General features: G+C 40.8%; 18 protein-coding genes. 3 read left to right on the plus strand and 15 right to left on the minus strand.

What is annotated here, in order from left to right; translation table 11 throughout:
• Window positions 1-392 precede the first annotated feature (392 nt).
• From AAAT26_RS07720 to sfsA, 7 genes are all read right to left on the minus strand, one after another.
• Window positions 393-1,823, minus strand: coding sequence for a [FeFe] hydrogenase, group A (locus AAAT26_RS07720; protein WP_349209065.1), 1,431 nt, complete (start codon window positions 1,821-1,823; stop codon window positions 393-395).
• A 450-nt stretch (window positions 1,824-2,273) separates the two neighbouring features.
• A complete protein-coding gene (locus tag AAAT26_RS07725) occupies window positions 2,274-2,648 on the minus strand; it encodes a surface-adhesin E family protein (protein WP_004694437.1) in 375 nt (124 codons plus the stop codon).
• A gap of 94 nt (window positions 2,649-2,742) precedes the next feature.
• Window positions 2,743-3,786, minus strand: coding sequence for a Fic family protein (locus tag AAAT26_RS07730; RefSeq protein WP_349209066.1), 1,044 nt, complete (start codon window positions 3,784-3,786; stop codon window positions 2,743-2,745).
• A gap of 420 nt (window positions 3,787-4,206) precedes the next feature.
• Entirely contained in the window at window positions 4,207-4,578 is a 372-nt protein-coding gene (locus tag AAAT26_RS07735; protein ID WP_004698032.1) for a hypothetical protein, read from the minus strand.
• An 80-nt stretch (window positions 4,579-4,658) separates the two neighbouring features.
• Window positions 4,659-7,127, minus strand: coding sequence for a DNA gyrase subunit A (gene gyrA / locus AAAT26_RS07740; protein WP_349209067.1), 2,469 nt, complete (start codon window positions 7,125-7,127; stop codon window positions 4,659-4,661).
• Between the two features lie 170 nt (window positions 7,128-7,297).
• Complete coding sequence (locus AAAT26_RS07745) at window positions 7,298-8,104, minus strand: hypothetical protein (RefSeq protein WP_349209068.1); 807 nt, start codon at window positions 8,102-8,104, stop codon at window positions 7,298-7,300.
• Window positions 8,105-8,326: 222 nt separating this feature from the next.
• The gene (gene sfsA, locus AAAT26_RS07750) at window positions 8,327-9,592 is read right to left on the minus strand and encodes a DNA/RNA nuclease SfsA (RefSeq protein WP_349209069.1); all 1,266 of its coding nucleotides are present in this window, start codon (window positions 9,590-9,592) and stop codon (window positions 8,327-8,329) included.
• Between the two features lie 394 nt (window positions 9,593-9,986).
• Here sfsA and AAAT26_RS07755 point away from each other — a divergent pair, with 394 nt between their 5' ends.
• The 3 genes from AAAT26_RS07755 (at window position 9,987) to AAAT26_RS07765 (ending at window position 12,128) form a co-directional block, all read left to right on the plus strand.
• Window positions 9,987-10,943 carry a DUF1858 domain-containing protein gene (locus AAAT26_RS07755; protein WP_195213400.1) on the plus strand — a complete coding sequence of 319 codons (957 nt, stop codon included), beginning with the start codon at window positions 9,987-9,989 and terminating at the stop codon, window positions 10,941-10,943.
• 1 nt (window position 10,944) lies between these two features.
• Window positions 10,945-11,610, plus strand: coding sequence for a hypothetical protein (locus AAAT26_RS07760; protein ID WP_004694416.1), 666 nt, complete (start codon window positions 10,945-10,947; stop codon window positions 11,608-11,610).
• A 233-nt stretch (window positions 11,611-11,843) separates the two neighbouring features.
• Window positions 11,844-12,128 (plus strand): cupin domain-containing protein, encoded by a 285-nt coding sequence (locus tag AAAT26_RS07765; RefSeq protein ID WP_349209070.1) that lies wholly within the window; start codon window positions 11,844-11,846, stop codon window positions 12,126-12,128.
• 137 nt (window positions 12,129-12,265) lie between these two features.
• Here AAAT26_RS07765 and tnpA read toward each other — a convergent pair whose 3' ends face one another.
• From tnpA to hydF, 8 genes are all read right to left on the minus strand, one after another.
• The gene (gene tnpA, locus AAAT26_RS07770; RefSeq protein WP_038125930.1) at window positions 12,266-12,730 is read right to left on the minus strand and encodes an IS200/IS605 family transposase; all 465 of its coding nucleotides are present in this window, start codon (window positions 12,728-12,730) and stop codon (window positions 12,266-12,268) included.
• A 188-nt stretch (window positions 12,731-12,918) separates the two neighbouring features.
• Entirely contained in the window at window positions 12,919-13,377 is a 459-nt protein-coding gene (locus AAAT26_RS07775) for an OmpH family outer membrane protein (protein ID WP_004698051.1), read from the minus strand.
• A 280-nt stretch (window positions 13,378-13,657) separates the two neighbouring features.
• Window positions 13,658-14,035 (minus strand): GerW family sporulation protein, encoded by a 378-nt coding sequence (locus AAAT26_RS07780; RefSeq protein ID WP_288565743.1) that lies wholly within the window; start codon window positions 14,033-14,035, stop codon window positions 13,658-13,660.
• A gap of 77 nt (window positions 14,036-14,112) precedes the next feature.
• On the minus strand, window positions 14,113-15,252 hold the full coding sequence (locus tag AAAT26_RS07785; RefSeq protein WP_120055274.1) for a hypothetical protein: 1,140 nt from the start codon (window positions 15,250-15,252) through the stop codon (window positions 14,113-14,115).
• A 29-nt stretch (window positions 15,253-15,281) separates the two neighbouring features.
• Window positions 15,282-15,860: a cob(I)yrinic acid a,c-diamide adenosyltransferase gene (locus tag AAAT26_RS07790; protein ID WP_004694402.1), complete on the minus strand. Its 579-nt coding sequence runs from the start codon at window positions 15,858-15,860 to the stop codon at window positions 15,282-15,284.
• 129 nt (window positions 15,861-15,989) lie between these two features.
• Window positions 15,990-16,946 (minus strand): M23 family metallopeptidase, encoded by a 957-nt coding sequence (locus AAAT26_RS07795; RefSeq protein ID WP_008714564.1) that lies wholly within the window; start codon window positions 16,944-16,946, stop codon window positions 15,990-15,992.
• A 9-nt stretch (window positions 16,947-16,955) separates the two neighbouring features.
• Window positions 16,956-17,477 (minus strand): DUF4446 family protein, encoded by a 522-nt coding sequence (locus AAAT26_RS07800; protein ID WP_316708830.1) that lies wholly within the window; start codon window positions 17,475-17,477, stop codon window positions 16,956-16,958.
• A gap of 178 nt (window positions 17,478-17,655) precedes the next feature.
• Window positions 17,656-19,026, minus strand: a complete 1,371-nt coding sequence (gene hydF / locus AAAT26_RS07805) for a [FeFe] hydrogenase H-cluster maturation GTPase HydF (RefSeq protein WP_287525932.1) — start codon at window positions 19,024-19,026, stop codon at window positions 17,656-17,658.
• Window positions 19,027-19,340 lie beyond the last annotated feature (314 nt).

A 19,340-nucleotide genomic window follows, 5' to 3' on the forward strand; every position in this document is an offset into this window, starting at 1 on the left:
ACAGTATATTTTTATATTATACACTAAATGATTCATCTTTTCCTCATAATAAAATAATTTTTTTTATACTGAATTATTATAATAAAGTTATACAGTAAAAATATGTGAATTTTGAATAATTATATAAAAAAATCCTACGAATCGTTTAAAAAGTGACCGCACTGTAACAAAAGGCTACGTGAGTATCAAGTCACTCATGACCCGTAGGATTTTCTATTTTATATTGTTGTACCCTAAATAGCAAACGCTACTATATGTTTTTTATAAACATTTGATTACTTTATAACAGCCTACTGTTTGAGTAATCGACTATTATTAACCTTTAAATTTTTCTTTCTTTACTGGCACATCGTCAATACCAACTTGCACAATATTTAAGCAATCGGCTATCATTAACCTTTGAATTTAGGGGATGTTGGACATGTTTCAGGTGTCACGTCTTTACGAGTACCAAGAACCGCGCTGCGGTCTGTGTAGTGTGTGTGTAAAAGTTCGTGTGCCTTATGGCCCAATGGTTCGCCTAAGAAATCTTTGTACAATGTTTGGATTTCTTCATTTTCATAGGACGCAACCCATTTGTAGTTTTCATCAGCTTCGTAAAGACCGCCGATACGAGCTTCTTTAGTTTTCACGGCTTGCGGCAATTTAGTGCGCGGTTGGCCACCGCCACCAATACAGCCACCTGGGCACGCCATAACTTCGATGAAGTCGTAGTGTTTGCCACTGTCTTTCAATGCATTCAAGAAGTCACGTGTATTTTTACCACCGTGAACAACGGCAACGGACAATGTTACGTCATCACCCAATTGAACAGTTGCCTCTTTTACGCCTTCCATACCGCGAACGTCCTCGAGGTGAGTCAACGCATATGGAGGTGGCTCTTTATCAGTGATGAGTTTGTAAGCCGTACGCATCGCAGCTTCCATAACACCACCTGTGTTACCGAAGATGATGGATGCGCCAGTTTCCATGCCGATTAAGTCGTCAAATTGAGATTCTTCTACTGTGTTGAAGTCAATATGTTCCTCTTGAATCCAACGGATGAATTCACGAGTTGTGATGGAAACATCTGTGTCCATGCCAAGAGATTCGTCATTGTGGTAACGAGCCGCTGCATTTTCTTCTTCCCGTTTCGTTTCTGCTTTTTTAGCCGTACAAGGGTTTACAGATACGGATACGATCTTACGAGGATCGATGCCTTTTTTCTCTGCAAAGTACGTTTTAATCATAGCCGCTTCCACAGCGATACAAGAACGTGTGGAAGACAAGTTAGGAATCAATTCAGGGAAATAGATTTCCGCAAAGCGTACCCACGCTGGGCAACAGCTTGTAAACTGAGGAATTTGACCACCGTTTTTAAGGCGTTCCACAAGCTCGGATGCTTCCTCCATAATGGTTAAGTCCGCACCAAAGTTAGTATCTACTACATAGTCTGCACCAAGTTTACGCAAGGCACTAACCATTTTGCCTTCCAAGAATGTACCTGGTTCATAGCCAAAACCTTCACCGATGGATACACGAACTGCTGGAGCTGTTTGGATTACGACGATTTTCTCAGGATCAGCAAGGGCTGCTTTTACCTTTTCAAGCTCGGATTTAGCATGCATGGAGTCGAATGGGCATGCTGCCGCACATTGACCGCAATGGATACATACAGGCACATCGCCGTTTGCATCAAGGTCGTAGTAATCAAGTACGCTCATTACATCCGCACAAGCGCGACGGCATAACGTACAGTTTTTACACTTGGAAATGTCGTGATAAATGGATGGATTGTCGAGTGCAATCGGCACGCGTTTATCGATAAATTCGTATTGAGACATGAGGACCTCCTCTAACAAACTATAACTACCAAACCTATTGGGGCGAAATATGCCAAACTACGGAGCACTGCGCCCAAGCCATACTTCTGCATCTTACCTATAGTATACGCTATGGTGAAAGTTTATACTATGTAGAATTGTTACACTTTTGCACAAAACCTCTGAAAAAGTGTACTATAAATCACATTTTATCATGAAAAAATGAATAATTCACCTATCTTAAGGGCATTAACTAACGTGCCTTAATAAGTGCCTTAATAAGTGACTTACTTATTAGCACTATAAAAACTAATGGCTTAATTGTTAATACTATAAGAGCTAAAACAAAATTATATTATACATAAAAAACGCACGTTCTTCTAAAGAACGTGCGCCAGTGAAGCTTTCACAAAATCATTCAATCTAGACAATCCTAAACTAATCAACAGTGTACTCGTCTGTAGGATTCAATTATTTACCGCCCCAAATAAGTTGGAATACAGCGTACGCAGGCGTACCTGGCTCAACTTTACGGCTATTTTTATTAACTTGTTCCTCTTTCACAACATAACCTTGTGGATTATAAAGAGTCACCTTAAGATCCTTAACTTCCCGTTTTTTATGATTAAACTCTTCAGTCACAATGTAATGGTAACCTTCATAGTCCATAGCTTTAATATCCATTACCGCTTTTTTATCATCTTTTTTAACGGAATCATTGTCGATAGACCAAGTAACACCATTGCTATCAGTGCCTACTGTATACCAATTAGCCGCATCAACACTACCAATACCGCCGATTAATAATGCACCTGCTGCCAAAACAGCTGCCAATGTTTTTTTCATATTAATACCTCTCAAAGAAAATACAAAAATATACAAACTAGTATATAAGGAAAAACTAAATATTTTATGAAAGACAAACTTATGGACTCGAATCTTAAAGCTTCACATAATAGGTCGAACGGCCACCACCCTTACGCTGGATACTGCCTTTTTTTACAAGTGTACGCACTGCACCTTCAATAGCACTATCGCTGATATTTGGACACCATTCTCTAATATCTTGCTTTGTGAAAGCCCCTAAATGCCTATCGATGGCAGCTTGCACCTGATTCATCGCAGAACCGCTATTTACTAGCAAAGCACTGCGGTCCTCAAAATCATGATAAGCGGCCAATAACATTTGTAACCAATACCGAATGAAAGCCGTAGGACAGGAGCTTTCACCATACCACGCACCACTAGACTCGCGTAAAGCCGCATAATACATGTCCTTATTTGCTGCAATTTTAGCCTCTAAGGGCACATATTTACCAACCATAAAGCCACTGCGATACAACAATAACGTCGTCAACAATCGACTCATGCGACCGTTCCCATCATTAAAAGGGTGAATACATAAAAAGTCACGAATAAAAATGGGAATCGCTAGAAGTGGTTCCACCTCACCATTACCTACAACCCGATTGTATTCCGCACAAATCTGATCGAGAGCCTCAGCTGTTTCATAAGGGGCCAACGGAGTAAACAAGACCTCAGTATGCCCATCCGGATATGTAGCACTAATATAATTCTGTACGCTCTTTAACTGCCCACCACGAGCATTAAACTGGTAATTGTACAAAATCTTGTGCAACTGCAAAATATGGTTCCGCGACAACGATATGGAATCATAACTCTCATGGATAACATTTAATGCATCACGATATCCCATGATTTCCTGCTCATCCCGATTTCGCGGTATCGTCTTGTCAGCCACTAACTGCCGGAGACGTGTACTTGTCGTCACAATCCCTTCAATCGCATTTGAAGCCTCTGTACTCTGTACCTTTGCCAACTCCACAAGCGAGTCTAATATGGCAGGACTCTGTGAAAGCAAAACCTCCTCCTTGCCATTTGCCCGATAAATCCCCGCAATAAGACTCAAAATATCCATATCCCACGACAAAGATTGAATCCGACCATACTCAAAACGACGCATACACACACCTCCATTCCGCTCTAATCCCTTATAAATAAAACTATTCCCTTAAATTATACCATAAAATAAGGGAATAAATAACTCTCTACTTCTCTACCATGTATGATCCAACGAATTTGAAAACTGATATTCACCCTGTAAGAGTACTAATAATATAGAAAGCCCCGAACTATTCTGAAAACGACTTAGATCACTTTTTCTCCCTAGGAAGTCTAGCAAGGCCCCTAATGGGATTAAATAATCCAACGGATTTGAAAGCTGATATTCGCCCTGTAAGAACACTAATAATATAGAAAGCCCCGAACTATTCTGAAAACGACTTAGGTCACTATGGAGGCTTTCAGGATAGTTCGGGGCTACTTATACGTTCTGAGTATCTAAATAGACAGAGCGAATATCAGCTTCTATTAAATTGTTGGATTATTTCCCCCATAGGGCCTGCATAACTTCCGCCCCCATGGTATCCGGTTCAATTTTCGTAGGTTTTTGTGCTTGTTTACTGGATAGCAATGCTATACCAGCATTGCTATATACTGTTGTATCAAGTTCTGTCCATGTTTTTTCTTTGCGATCGATCCGTACTGTGTAGATATATGTAAAGCCTTCAACATTGTTAATTTTAACAAGTACTGTGGCCGCATCATCTGTTTTATATACAGAAGAGTTGTCAATAAACCATGCCGCATCGTCAGCATCAGCATCGATATAGTACCAGTCAGCAGCACTAGCTTGACCAAAGCCACCTACAAAGAAAACCCCTGCTGCAAACATAGCAGCTAGCCATTTTTTCATTTTTAAACTCCCCCAACACTAGAGGCGACCATCTTAGATGGTCGCCCATGGTTACTCAATAGTTAATATAGTGTTTTATATTATTCTACTTCTTCTTCGATTTCAGCGCCTGGAATAACAGCAATACTAGCTACCTTATCACCTTCGTCGAGATTTTGTGTTTTCACACCAGAGATAGCTTTGCCCTTCTTCACAGCGATGTCATTCATATTGAAGCGGATGATTTTACCTTGCTCAGAAATAAGCATGACTTCGTCATCGTTATGAACAACTTCTACGGCTACTACATCGCCAGTTTTGTTCGTAATCTTGAAATTCTTAGAGCCTTTACCACCGCGTTTTTGCAATGTGTAAGCTTCCGCATCATTGCGTTTACCAAAACCTTCTTCAGAGATAGTAAACACTTGTGCTTCACTTTCATCAGTATTAAGAACACCAGCGCCTACAACCACGTCGCCTGCATTGAGTTTAATACCGCGCACGCCGTGAGCCGCCCGTTTCATGAGGCGCACATCGTGCTCGCTGAAGCGAATAGCAATGCCCAACTTAGTGCCAATCAAGATATCTTGGTTGCCAGTCGTCACGTTAACGGAAATCAAACGATCGCCTTCGTCGAGATTAATTGCATTGAGGCCAGAACGACGGATATTACGGTATTCTTCAATAGCCGTACGTTTTACAACGCCGAACTCAGTGACCATGAATAAATTTACATCTTCATGGACCCGTTCAAGGTCAATCATAGTCGTAACGGATTCGCCTACCGCAAGCGGCAATACATTAACCATAGCGGTACCGCGAGAGTTGCGGGAGCCTGCTTCCGGCACTTCGTACGCCTTGAGGCGATATGCACGGCCTGCAGATGTGAAGAATAGCAATGTATTATGGGTCCGCACATGCATAATTTGCGTTACATAATCATCTTCCTTCGTCTTCATGCCGATAACGCCAGCGCCGCCTTTATGTTGGTTGCGATATACGTTCGCGTTCATCCGTTTGATGTAACCTTGTTTAGTCAAGGTAATAACCATTTCTTCGTCAGCAATGAGGTCTTCTACATCAAGATCAGACGTATCGATGGTGATTTCAGAACGACGAGGGTCGCCGTATTTTTTCTTCATATCATCGAGTTCGTCTTTGATGATTTGACGTTGACGCGCTTCGCTAGCCAAGATAGCTTTCAAATCTTCGATCAATGCCAACAATTCTTTGTATTCCTCTTCGATTTTCTCGCGTTCCAAACCTGTTAAACGGCGTAAACGCATGTCGAGGATGGCTACCGCTTGTTTTTCTGAAAGCCCGAATTTTTGCATTAATGCATTACGTGCAATTTCGTCAGTTTGGGAACTGCGGATTGTAGCGATTACTTCATCGATGTGGTCGAGGGCAATCAACAAGCCTTCCAAGATATGAGCACGCGCTTCTGCTTTGTTAAGCTCGAATTGAGTGCGGCGTACGATTACATCTAGACGGTGATCTAAGTAATAACCCAATACTTCTTTCAAATTCAATACGCGAGGATGTCCATCTACGAGAGCTAGCATAATCACGCCGAATGTTTCTTGAAGTTGAGTGTGTTTATATAATTTGTTAAGTATGATATCTGGTTGCACATCAGCCCGCAATTCGATAACGATGCGCATACCTTGGCGGTCAGATTCATCACGAAGTGCTGTGATGCCATCAATAACCTTATCACGGCTCAAGTTCGCAATGGTTTCAATGACGCGAGCCTTATTCACTTGATACGGAATCTCAGTCACTACGATTTTATGCTTGCCCTTAGACATCTCTTCGATGGTTGCACGAGCACGCATTTTAACGCTACCACGACCTGTGGAATACGCTTTTTTGATGCCTTCTCGGCCCAGAATGAGTGCACCAGTCGGAAAGTCTGGACCCTTAATAGCAGTCATCAATTCATCTACAGTCACATCCGGATTGTCGATGAGCATCGCTAGGCCATTACATACCTCGTTGAGGTTATGTGGTGGAATATTTGTCGCCATCCCTACGGCGATACCGCTGGAACCATTGATGAGAAGATTAGGAATCTTCGCTGGCAATACAGTTGGTTCTTGCAAGCTTTCATCATAGTTCGGCATGAAATCAACAGTTTCCTTGTCGATATCGGCAAGCATTTCCGTTGTAATCTTCGCCATACGTACTTCGGTATAACGCATCGCAGCGGCACTATCGCCGTCGATGGAGCCAAAGTTACCGTGACCGTCTACCAAGAGGTAGCGCGTATTGAAATCTTGCGCCAAACGAACCGTCGCATCGTAAACGGAGCTATCACCATGTGGATGATACTTACCGAGTACGTCACCGACGATACGAGCGGATTTCTTGTACGGTTTATTTGGCGTCATGCCTGTTTCGTGCATCGCATACAAAATACGACGATGTACTGGTTTCAAGCCATCGCGCACATCTGGAAGCGCACGCATAACGATTACGGACATTGCATAATCGATGTACGCATTCTTCATTTCTTTATCAATCTGAACGGGATGAATATTCCCGTGGGACCATTGTTGGTCTGCCACAATCTCACCTCATTTTACTAACACTGATACTAATTCATCATATAATTATAGCATTTTTGCGTATATAACGCTATATTTTGTAAAAGTTCCTTCCCATTACATGGCCCAATTGTACAACTGTTGCCCAACTGTAATTAATTCTATAAAATATAGTAACCTCTATCTCTTATTTAATGAGCCGCATGTTGTATCATATGATCTAAAATGCTAACAAAATCTCGTTCTACAGCCGAAGTGTCGTTACCAGTACTGCCAATGCCTGTTAGCATGGTTTCTTTCCAGTCATTTTTTGCCATAAATCGAAAGGCGATCAAATACTTAGCTTTTGTTTTGTCCGCTTCTCCTTTTGGTAGATAATAAAAGCCTACGCTTCTATCAGAAGGAGGGTGCAATAACGCTGGGTTGTCTTGCGGTTTATACAGACTATATATAGATTTCATAAAGGTTAGAATATCTTTACCTTTTACAGATTCGTCTACAAAGATAATCTCATCATATGTGAATAAAGATATCTTATTAGTACCTGCCACACGTGTCGCTTTAGACTTAGCTAACTCCAAGGCTTCCTCGTGCGTCGCCATCCGCATGCCATACTGCTTAGCACGCTCCACTAACGAACCATTCAAATGAACTAAATACGCTTGTGAATACGCAAAGTCCGCATCATTTTTTCGCTCGCCACCAGGGGCCGGCAAGGTTGGTCGCTTTACTACAGAATTTGTGGTAAAGGAAAAACCATTACTTTCATCATAAAACACATACACATTTCGCTGGAATGGCTTCTCCTTCTCTACCACAGACGACTGGAGAACAAGATTCGGATGCACAACCGAAAACTCCTTCTCCACACTAGACTTGATATCCTCTGGTGTAGCAGGATCACCATTCTCCGTCGTCCAAATGAAAGAACAACCACTCAACACAACACTACAAACACCAACGATACCTAACAACACAAACTTAACAAACAACCTCATACACAAAACCTCCCCTCTCTCTATGTAGAAACTATAGAATGAATATGCTGGGATAACTATGGATAGGACTATATTATTATTGATGGGACACCTCTATAGCTAGTGTTTTAAAAAGTGCTATTACCTATTGATGAGCGACTTAGGTCACTATGGAGCGAAGAGATAGGTAATAGCACTTTTTAATTAATTACGTATATAGTTCTCGGGCCCCATCAATAATAATTACCTATTAACTAGTTCATCTAGCATATTCATCCTGTAATTTTCTATTACGTTCATAAATTTTTTATTGTGTATCGGATTTTCACTCATTCCGAATAGATGGCTATTGCATTCACAGTCGCTGCACCCAAAGTTCGGTACATTCCATTCCGCAATAGCTCGCACCGCATCAGCGAGAGCGCATTCTACGTCAATTTTAGTTAAATCTACATCTGCGCTTTCACGAGCAGCCGAGTCATCGTCAGAGAATTTACCTTTACGCCGTTCCTGAGCAGAAATTGTCATAGCCTGCGGCCGCCCACTAGTACGAATCGGCAAGCCCGCTATCATTTCACAGTGACCGCGGAAGTAATCTAAATGCCAGTGCATTTTCTTCCGTTTTCGTTTATGACGTTCAATGCGTTTCGTTAAATTTACCTTCGCGGAACCAACATACATATAGTAACCAGGTTTGAAATGCATCATCCCTTTAGAACCGATTTCGAGATCTAAATCGTGATCGAGGTACATGACCATCACATACACGCCACTATCATGAGCCTCTGTGTCAAGGATATAACTAGGATAGGAACATTCATGTGTCACCGTAGGCATGGTGAAAGTCTCATCCCACGCTACAGCAACGGCTTTCCAATCTAATGAAGGTGCCACCTCTTTAAAAGTTTTGGCAAATTCCAAATCCGTATGATAATCTGGCAAGAACCACTGCGCTTGGTCCCATTGTACGAGGAATAGAACACCCGTGTGATAGCCTTCGTTTTGTAATTCTTTCAGATGCAATAAATGCTTGCGGCCTCGCTCTGTAATAGCATCAGGGAACATGGCTCCCGTCTTGGAGAACAAGGTACAAGACTTAACCTCCAATAAAAACTCATCCCCCTTATCATTGGTGAGGAGCAAATCAAAGCGAGATGATGTGCCGTGTAGTTTAACCGTATACTCCCGTCTCACTACGCGCCACTCCTCCCAACCAGGGATACGTTTATTTTCAATCAAATGTTGCGCCACATCGTTGCTGTAGTTTGTATCGAGCATGATAACAACGCCATCGCGCTCGATGCCTACCACGCGATATTTCGTCTTTGCATCCGGCTTGTCGTGAGGCACGATGTACATCGTTACCCCCGTAAACAAAAGCTCCCACATGCGACCAGGATTTGGCAAATGAGCGAGCACATTTTCACCATTCAAATCTAAAGTCACCACAAAACGGTTCGGGCGACCTATGTATGTTGCTTTTAAAATAGTATCGTAAAGGACTTTCATCGTTTCTCCTACATCAAGAACATTCTATATGTCTATTATACGATATGTAACCTTGGGTTTCATCTGTAAACAGTATCGTATATAATGATAGTTAGTAAACAATCAATAATTAATATTAAAAAAGTTCTATTTTTGTAGCTTGAGTTACATTATTGTTTGTTAAAATGGTTTATACTAAGAGCGTCGGGTCAGTATTCTAAATACCCATACTGATCATTACGCCGGGTTTTGATGAGGCATCGCCTAGTTGATCTCATCCCACTTGTCCGTATATATGTGCGAAGCTTTCACAAAACCCTAGGGCGTAAATAATTAATATATAAAGAGTTTTATAGATTAACTAAGTAGTTTTAGCCACTATTCTCCGCAGAGAGGGCTCGAGAAAGGATTTATCATGGCACAAATTGCAGCAAATTTACAACGCATTAAAAACGGCCAACGCCGTTATGCAATTACACCTCGCGTTCCAGCAGGTTTCATTCAACCAGATCAATTACAAAAATATATCGACGTAGCGAATGAGTTCGGCGCTGTTCTTAAATTAACTGGCAGCCAACGCATTATGATTACAAATTTGAAAGCAGAAGACGTAGATAAAGCATGGGAGATGCTTGGCATGGAGCCAGCGTACACTGTATCTAACCGCGTGCGCAGCGTAAAAATCTGCCCAGGTACTACCTTCTGTAAACGCGCTAAACAAGACAGCGTACATCTTGGCATGCAAATCGAACGCAAGTACTTGTCCCTTGAAATGCCAAGCAAAATGAAAATCGGCGTGTCCGGTTGTCCAAATTCTTGTACTGAAAGCCGCATGAAAGATGTGGGCGTTATCGGTACTGTAGACGGTTGGAATGTATACGCTGGCGGTAGCGGCGGGGCGCATCCTCGCATCGGTGACCTCATCGCAGAAGTTAAAACAGAAAAAGAAGCTCTTGCATTAGTTGATCGAATCATCGCATACTATAAAGAAAACGCACAAATCGAACGCATGGGCGAATTCATCGACCGCATTGGTTTAGAGGCTTTCAAAGCAGCTGTATTGGGCGACCTTGAAGGGGCTCCAGCTGAAAGCAAGTCCGAAGAACCAGCTGTGTTCTTACCAGGTCAAGGTAACGATCCTGAAGTGGAAGCACCACGCCTCGAAGCAGGTGCCCCTATCACTCCAGACACAATTATTCGCGACATCGTTGAAACCTATCCAAATGTTGTACCTGTATTACAAGGTATTGGTATGGGTTGCCTAGGTTGCCCTTCTGCAACAGCTGAGCCATTATGGCAAGCCGCAGAAATCCACGGTTTTAATGTATACGATTTAGTAGAAAAATTAGAAACAGCACGAAAAGGAGCTTAATATGTCCGCATTCTTAGGTCACATCCATTACTGGTTATATCGCAAAATTCAATTGCTCGTTGAGCGTGAAAATTTGATTTTAGAAAAAACTTCTAAAGTTGTTGATGATTTGGCGGAGGAACTACACTCCATCTCCGTAGATACATACGGCGAACCAATTAATCCAAGCATTCCTTTGGAAAACATCATCGACCACGGCAATATTCACGGCTGGTTAGCTAACCAAATCAACATTGCTTCCGTTCGCGAAGCGGCTTTCATCAAAGACATGCTCGACACAAATTCTGGCGATGAAGCAGTACACGTAGTAACCGCTATCCTCGATGCCTTTGCAGTACAAGGCCAAGCATGTGGCGTTGTGGCTCAAGACAGCCTTGAAGAACACACTGCACCAGCGATTTACAATGCATTACAAAACTTCTACGTAAATGGCATGCCTTGCGATGGTGGTGACCAAGTGGTTTCTGAAAGTCCAGACGAGTTTACATGGGTTGGTGACCACAGATTACAAGCAGGCTACTGGCGTACAGCGGGCGTTGACCCTAAGTTCATGGCATTAGCTTACCAAACATGGTTCGAAGCTTTTGTGAAAGCTATCGATCCAGCCTTTGAACTTGTAACGACAGAAGAAAACGGTACACGTTTGTACTCCATTCGTAAAAAATAATATAAACTATCTACTCTCAGATATATGTACTGAAAAAGGAGCGTAACTTACGCTCCTTTTTTCATACCTATTTTTATATAAATTATACAATAGCTTAACTATTTTCGAAACTGTAGCCATAAGCACAGCATTGATAAACAATATCATTTATAATACAATTATAAGATAGATATACAACATAGTATATATTACATTAAACTTTCAATATAAAAATTAGAACTAGGAGGTCCATTATGGCAGGCACAGTTAATCAAGAATTAGGTTTATTATTCCAAGGCCCTAACTATGTAATCGTAAAAAAAGGCGGCAAAGCTGGTGAAAAGGTGGAAAAACATAACCACCCTGAAGCTAATGTCATTTTTACAGTTGTAAAAGGTAAAGTACAAGTGTTCCTTAATGAAACGGAAGAACATGTACTCGTACCAGGCCAAGTATTGGAATTCAACGGCGACAACTACATCCAAGCTACACTCGTAGAAGACAGCGAATTCGTTGTAAACCTCATTCATAAATCATAACCACCCGTAGAACGGGTGGTTTGCCCTGACCCTATAAGGGTCTTTCTCTAGTGGTGGCCCTCTAAAGAGGGCATTGAATGATCTGACAACCACTCTATTACCACTGGCTGCCCCCTACTCGGGGGCTTTTATTTTGCCTATTTTACCGGCTCACCCGTAAACGGGTCGGTATATTCTTTAAAGTTTAATGTATCTTGTGCTATATCTTCTTGTAACTGATTGCGAATATACTCTTTTATCGCTCCTTCATATCTTCCCACCGTATCCACATAATATCCTCTACACCAAAAATGTCTATTTCCATACTTATATTTTAAATTTGCGTGTTTATCGAATATCATGAGGCTACTTTTGCTTTTTAAATATCCCATAAAACTTGATACGCTTAAATGTGGTGGAATTGTTACTAGCATATGTATATGATCCGGACAGCATTCTGCCTCGATAATTTCTACATTTTTTCTCTTACATAAATCTCTTAGAATTTTACCTACATCAGCTTTTATCCGACCATAAATTATTTGCCTTCTATACTTTGGAGCAAAAACAATATGATATTTACATCTCCATTTACTATGTGATAAGCTTTTTACGTCATTCATTGACATTGAACCTCCTATGTTGAAATGTTGTGGTTGCCAGACCAACTCCATTTTAGCACTAGGAGGTTCTTTCCTTTTCTCTAAGAAATTTTACTGACCCCCAGTTTAACTGGGGGTTTAGTCATGCCTATTCGGCGTACAATAAATAACCCCCTAGCTGATACCTCAGTTAGGGGGTTTTGTACTTATTATTTTTTAAGACGGCTAATTACTTCGTTAGTAATGTTTTCGATTTTGCTGTTAGCGTCAGCAGCACGAATTGTGTATGGATCATCCAATACTACGTCCATTTGTTTTTCAACGCGAATAGCTTCAACAGTGTTGTGAATTGCTTGCATCATAGGTTGAGCAATTTTATTGATTTCTTCGTTTTCTTTTTGAAGCAATGGAGCTACAGTTTTGTTGAATTCTGCTTCTGCTTGTGCAGAGTCTTTAATTTTTTCAATTTCTTGTACTTTTTTTTCAATTTGTGGACGGTATTGAGCGTCTACTTGTTGCATTTTCATATCTAATGCACCGTAGCCAGGGTAGCTATTTACTACTTGGCTCATATTTACTAAGCCAATGTTAGCAGCACTTGCTACTGCAGCAGTAGCAGACATAGCACCAACGATAGCTAAGGTAGTCAATTTTTTAGATAATTTCATCTGAAATCCTCCTCGATTAAAAGTGTCACTATACAATCCAATAGTGTACTATTTTTACTATAACAAATCTTGCTAACTTTCACAAGACTATGATAAATAGCATAATAAAGCCCTATGAACTACTTATGAAAGTTATTAGAACTTAAAATAATACCCACAAGCATACTCTGAGACCCTTAAAGCAATCGATACAGACATATTCAGAACACACATGTGGGCATTTCGACTTTCACCAATTATTTATAATTTGTCATCAAATAATGGTTTATTATTCACCGAATTATTGTTCATCATTTAAATAGATGTATTTATCGGATTTCAATTTAGATACGAGATCAGGCACCAAACCGATAAGGCGATCAAAGCTGCTGCTGTAAGGGTTGCCCTTAATGTTGAACAATTCGATGCGGTCACCTTTAATAACAAGGATTGCACTTGGTTCCATTTTGGCACCGCCGCCACCGCCACCAGATTCTTGGCCTTTATTGGCTGTGCAGTGGTTTGTACCAGTACCGAAGCCAAAGGTTACGTCAACGAATGGAACAAGTGTAGTATCGCCAATTTGCACAGCTTCACCAACTACCGTTTCCACTTTAATCATATTTTTAAACTTCTCGAATAGGACTTCCAAATTCTCTTTTACATTACTGTTCTCCATCACAGTACCTCCGCTTTTTGTGAAAGTATTATAGCTATAATAATACAGCTCATATACTCAATTGACATTATATATCCTTACGCTGTTTGACCCTGTTCGGCTTTTAGCTTTTCTAGTTGCTTGGCTTCCTTCCGTTTAACCCAGAAGACACGAGCACTTTCACCCAATAGGGAACGCATAGGTTTAGATACCAAGAATCTAGTACCATACCACGCCAATACGGCAAGAATCATACGACCTTTAATATGGCCGCTGCCTTCAGCTACCCAGTTCACATAATCTATCTCAATAGACTCTGCTTGCTCAGGCCAAATGCTATACAACATAGATGCAATAAGCCCCATCCGATACGGATCACCAATACCAAATCGGCCCTCTATAGCCATATCACGTGGTTTAGAGTGGTTATAGCATCGTTTCGACACAAGGAATATCTGACGCCACAACTCTGTATTTCTCAAGTGTTTCATGAACCAGAATGTAGGAATTTCAGACTTGAATGATGCTACCGGATCATTGGGATCAGGCTTTCCAAAACGTTGTTTCACAGTCGTTTTAATATCATTTACCTTTGTAAATACCTTTTCCTTGATAGAGCCGTCACTATTGAAAGTAACATGACTTATTACTTCATCATCATCTTGAATATGAGCCGTTGGATCTTGTTGTATCGAATCATACCGCTCAGCACGAGCTTGTGCATCCATATCCTTAGAAGCCGCATCAGGTCGCTCAATGCGCTCCTTTGCCCTAGGTGCGCTCCCCGCCCCTGGTGATTCGTCATCATCAAAGATTGTATTGGAACCTTGAGCGCTCTTCAAGTCATCAAAGCTTGTGCCGCTAGAGCTTGCAGTTGGACCTTGTCCACCTCCTTGCATAGCCTTTGCAAAAGCTTCTGCTTGTGATATGTCGCCATCATCATCCATTACCTTTTGATATTCTTCATCTACACGATTTTCAAGCCATTGTTCATAGTCTTTCACAGGACCGATCTTAAGTACACCTAAAACGTATAATTCCTTAAAAAATGGTTTATTTTGAATGTACGCTAAGTGGAGTGAAAATACGCGCCACAGCCATTTGATGCGCAGCTCACCACGATATGGCGTCCGCCCATCAATTTCGATGCTATATGTGATTGGTGCCAGTAGGATAGTCAAGATGAGTGCTACAATGATGGCCACAATAACGAGGGCCACAATAGCCACTGTACTCAACCACATCACCTCCTTAGGTGTTCCTATGATTAGTTTTCAATGCCCTTTCGAGCCATTACGCCTTGTAAGTAGTAATGTTTAATCTCTTTCATCTCCGTTACGAGATCGGCCTCATCAATTAATTCTTGAGGAGCTCCACGGCCCGTAAATACGAGTTCTGTTTCTGGATGACGAGCATCGAGTAAAGCTTTAGTTTTATCCCATGTAATGAGTTCAAAGAAGAGAGCCATATTGTACTCATCAAGTACAACGAGGTCGTACTCACCACTGCTGATCGCAGCGAGTGCACGTTCATAGCCTTTTTCGATGAGAGCTACATAATCCTTCGGAGGATTACCAGACTCAAAGACAACGACTTCATCGCCCCATTTAGCAAGTTCATCCTTACTCTTCATGCCTTCTTTGATGATAAAGAATGGCTTGCCCACAGTTTCTAACGTTAAATTTGTTAAGGTAGGTAAAATAGTATGCTCACTATATACTTTAGATTTCATAAATTGTAAGAAGAGGACTTTCTTGCCTGCGCCGATGGCACGAATAGCTAGGCCGATTGCGGCAGTTGTTTTGCCCTTGCCTTCGCCGGTATAAACTTGTACATAGGCCTTCATAGATATACCTCCGTTCATATACTTTTATTTTACAATATATATATACAAAAGGAAAGAAAAAGAACTTGCTATGAGCGCATATGCACGCATAACAAGTTCTTTTTAGGTCTTATATAAGCTTTTATATTTCTAATTGCTAATTGGTAAGAAGATCATAGGGTCTACAGGCGTATTGTTAAGGCGTACCTCGTAGTGAACGTGGGCACCCGTACTTTTACCAGTACTACCCATCAAAGCAATGGTTTGACCTTGTTTCACGCTCATCCCTACCGTTACTAATACGGCACTATTATGGCCATAACGGGTAACAAAGCCATTGCCATGATCGATTTCAACGAGGTTACCATAACCGCCGCTTGTATACCCCGCAAAGGTTACCACCCCGGCCGCAGTAGCCACGATTTGGGAACCATAGTCATCGGCAATATCGATACCTTCATGGAATGCACCAATAGCACCCGTAACAGGGTCAACACGGCTACCAAATGGAGATGTAATAACGCCCTTACTTGGCCAAATACTAGGTGTCGTACTATTCACAGCACCACCAGAACCAGCGGAGAAGTTGATGGATTGTAAGGCCATCAAATCTTGTGCGCCACCATCGCGAAGGATATTGCGCATTGTATAGAAACTAACAAGCAATTTTTGTGCTTCCTTATCCATTTTGGATAATCGAGCCGATAATTGTGCCGCTGTTAACGTCTGTGCTTCACTATTATCAGCGGCTTCCTGCTTTGGGTCGCTACCATCCCCGCCACCTTGAGCTGGTGTGCCAGATTCAGCGCCCTTCAACATTTGCTTATTTTCTTCACTAATTTGATTTAAATTTTGAATTTTCTTATCCAGAACCTCTGTTTTTTGTTGTAACAATTTCAACTGTTCCGATTGCAATTGCGTTTGTTGACGTAATTGCACAACCTCAGCCTGGCGCACGATGCCCCAAATACCGAGTACCAATGCCAAGACCAATACTACAGAACCAATAATGGCAACGAGTTTCGCTTGCTTGGTAGTTAATGTCAATATGCAGTTGTCACCATTTCTTTCAACTTTGTTTGAAATGAATGCCGGTATTTTCAACATAAAACTTCCTTATTTCGAAACGATAGCGCGCGTCAACGCTTCCTCATTGGTACGCTCACCCAACGCTTCGTTCAAACTTTCTAATTCTTCTTGTGAAAGACTTACTAAACTTTTACCTTTCACAATAGGTTTACTAAAAATACGAGATTCGCTACGACCGTAAATACTGGAGATACAGATGCCATTATTGTTGCCATCTAGCAAGGTAAGGGCAAAGGACAAATCATTTCCGATATTTTCAAAGGCATTATACTTAATAAAGCCAATTTTTTGTATCGTATTACTCTGAATATTGCGAATTGCCACTTGCTCGGATAACAAGGACTCAAGGCCCTTCGCAGCATCGCGAATTTCACTGACCTCTACAGATAATTTACGCTCTAGGCTCGCACCATGCTCCCCTTGCATAAAGAAATCGTATTTCTTTTTCAAGCTACCTAAACGAATGTGTAAGATTACACAATATACGAATAACACTATAACAAGAACGATGGTAACCATGCCTATCCACGGTTGAATCGATTCGAACATGTATTTTCCTTCCTATACAATCATCAAAACTCCAACAGTTAATTATACCACTCCTATTGTGAAAGTTAAATGACTGCATGCAATTTAATTTAATATATCTAATATAAATAAACGATACCTATGTAATAATTTATATAACAAGTATGTATGTATCAGATACATATTACAATCCTATGTTTTAGCCCTCTAGTTCGTCAACAAATGGGCTTATTGCTCGTTCTAGTATACCATGTAGGGATGCTATGAGTACACCGTAATTCACGATGGGCGTACCTTGTACAACAGCACATTCAATACGTCGCAACACCTCACGGCGTGTGAGCATACAAGCTCCACAGTGGATAATCAAATCATACTGAGATACATCCTTTGGGAATGCTCCCCCACTAGTGAATTCTAACTGTAAATCTGTATGACCTTGCTTCTTTAAAAGATTAGGTATTTTTACAGTCCCAATATCATCGCATTGACGACGATGTGTACAACCTTCACTGATAAGCACCTTGGAGCCAGCTTTCAAATTTTTAATAGCCTTAACACCAGTTACCAAATCCTGTAATTTCCCCTTGAACCGTGCCATCAAAATAGAAAAGGACGTCAATGGAATCGAATCGGGGGTCAACTCATCAACCCGATCAAATGCTTGAGAGTCACAGATTACCATTTTAGGTGGATTCTTAAGAGAGTGAATCATAGCCGGTAATTCTTCTGTTTGACAGACTAATGCTAAGCCTTTGTGATCGAGAATTTCTCGGATAGTCTGCACCTGTGGCAAAATAAGTCGCCCCTTTGGTGCAGCACTATCGATAGGACATACAAGAATAATTGTATCCCCCTCTTCAACTAAACCTTGTAAAAGAGTTTGCTCCCCTTCTACATCAAGAGGTGTTAACCCACCGAGTAGATCAAGCAACTCTAATCGCTTAGCATCAGATGTGAAGTCAGCAGAACCAATAACAGTAGCTAAGTCTGATAAGCCTGTATGGGCAGCTATATAGCCCTCCCCCACTATAACTTTTCCGACAATATCTTTAGAATCATCTAAATTGTTTGTAACTTTACTTATATTGTCTACGGATTCTTTTATAGTTCCTTTAGACTTTACTATATTCTCTTTAAGCTCATCCATATCGTTTTTATATAAATGCTTATCGAATTTAGTCGAATTAATTTCATTTATAAAAAGTGCGATAGGTACATTATTTTGTTTTAAAAGACCTAACCAATGCATATCATCCGAAGTTGGTTCTTCATCAGTGCGAAGCACATAAACAGCAAGATTAATTTTTTTCAGAACCTCTTCTGTTTTCTCCATGCGCAATGTACCTAATTCAGTTGTATCATCTATACCAGCTGTATCAGTAATCACCACAGGGCCGAGTGGCAAGATTTCCATAGCTTTACTCACAGGATCAGTTGTAGTCCCTGCCACATCAGACACTAACGATACAGGCTGATCAGTTAGCATATTAATCAATGTAGACTTTCCCGCATTACAACGGCCAAAAAAGCCAATATGTATCCGGTTTGCCTTAGGTGTTTGTTCCATACTCTATCCTTGTTACTCAACTTTTATATATCTTACAAAGTATAATATAAAGTTTCGCATAACTTATTTTATTATTTATTCTTATTATCTATTCTATTATTTAATCCTATTATTTTATCGTATTTTTAAACGTATTATTTAACAAGATTTCTTAAATATAGTAAAAGCGCAGCCCGTAGACTACACTTTTACCGCAGATTGTAAATGTTATTGTTGTTATTATTCCGGCTATTGCTATTGCTTTTGCTTTTGCTTTTGCTTTTGCTTTTGCTTTTGCTTTTGCTTTTGCTTTTGCTTTTGCTTTTGCTTTTGCT

The sequence above is a fragment of the Veillonella parvula genome (assembly GCF_040094895.1).
Classification (GTDB): domain Bacteria; phylum Bacillota; class Negativicutes; order Veillonellales; family Veillonellaceae; genus Veillonella; species Veillonella parvula_L.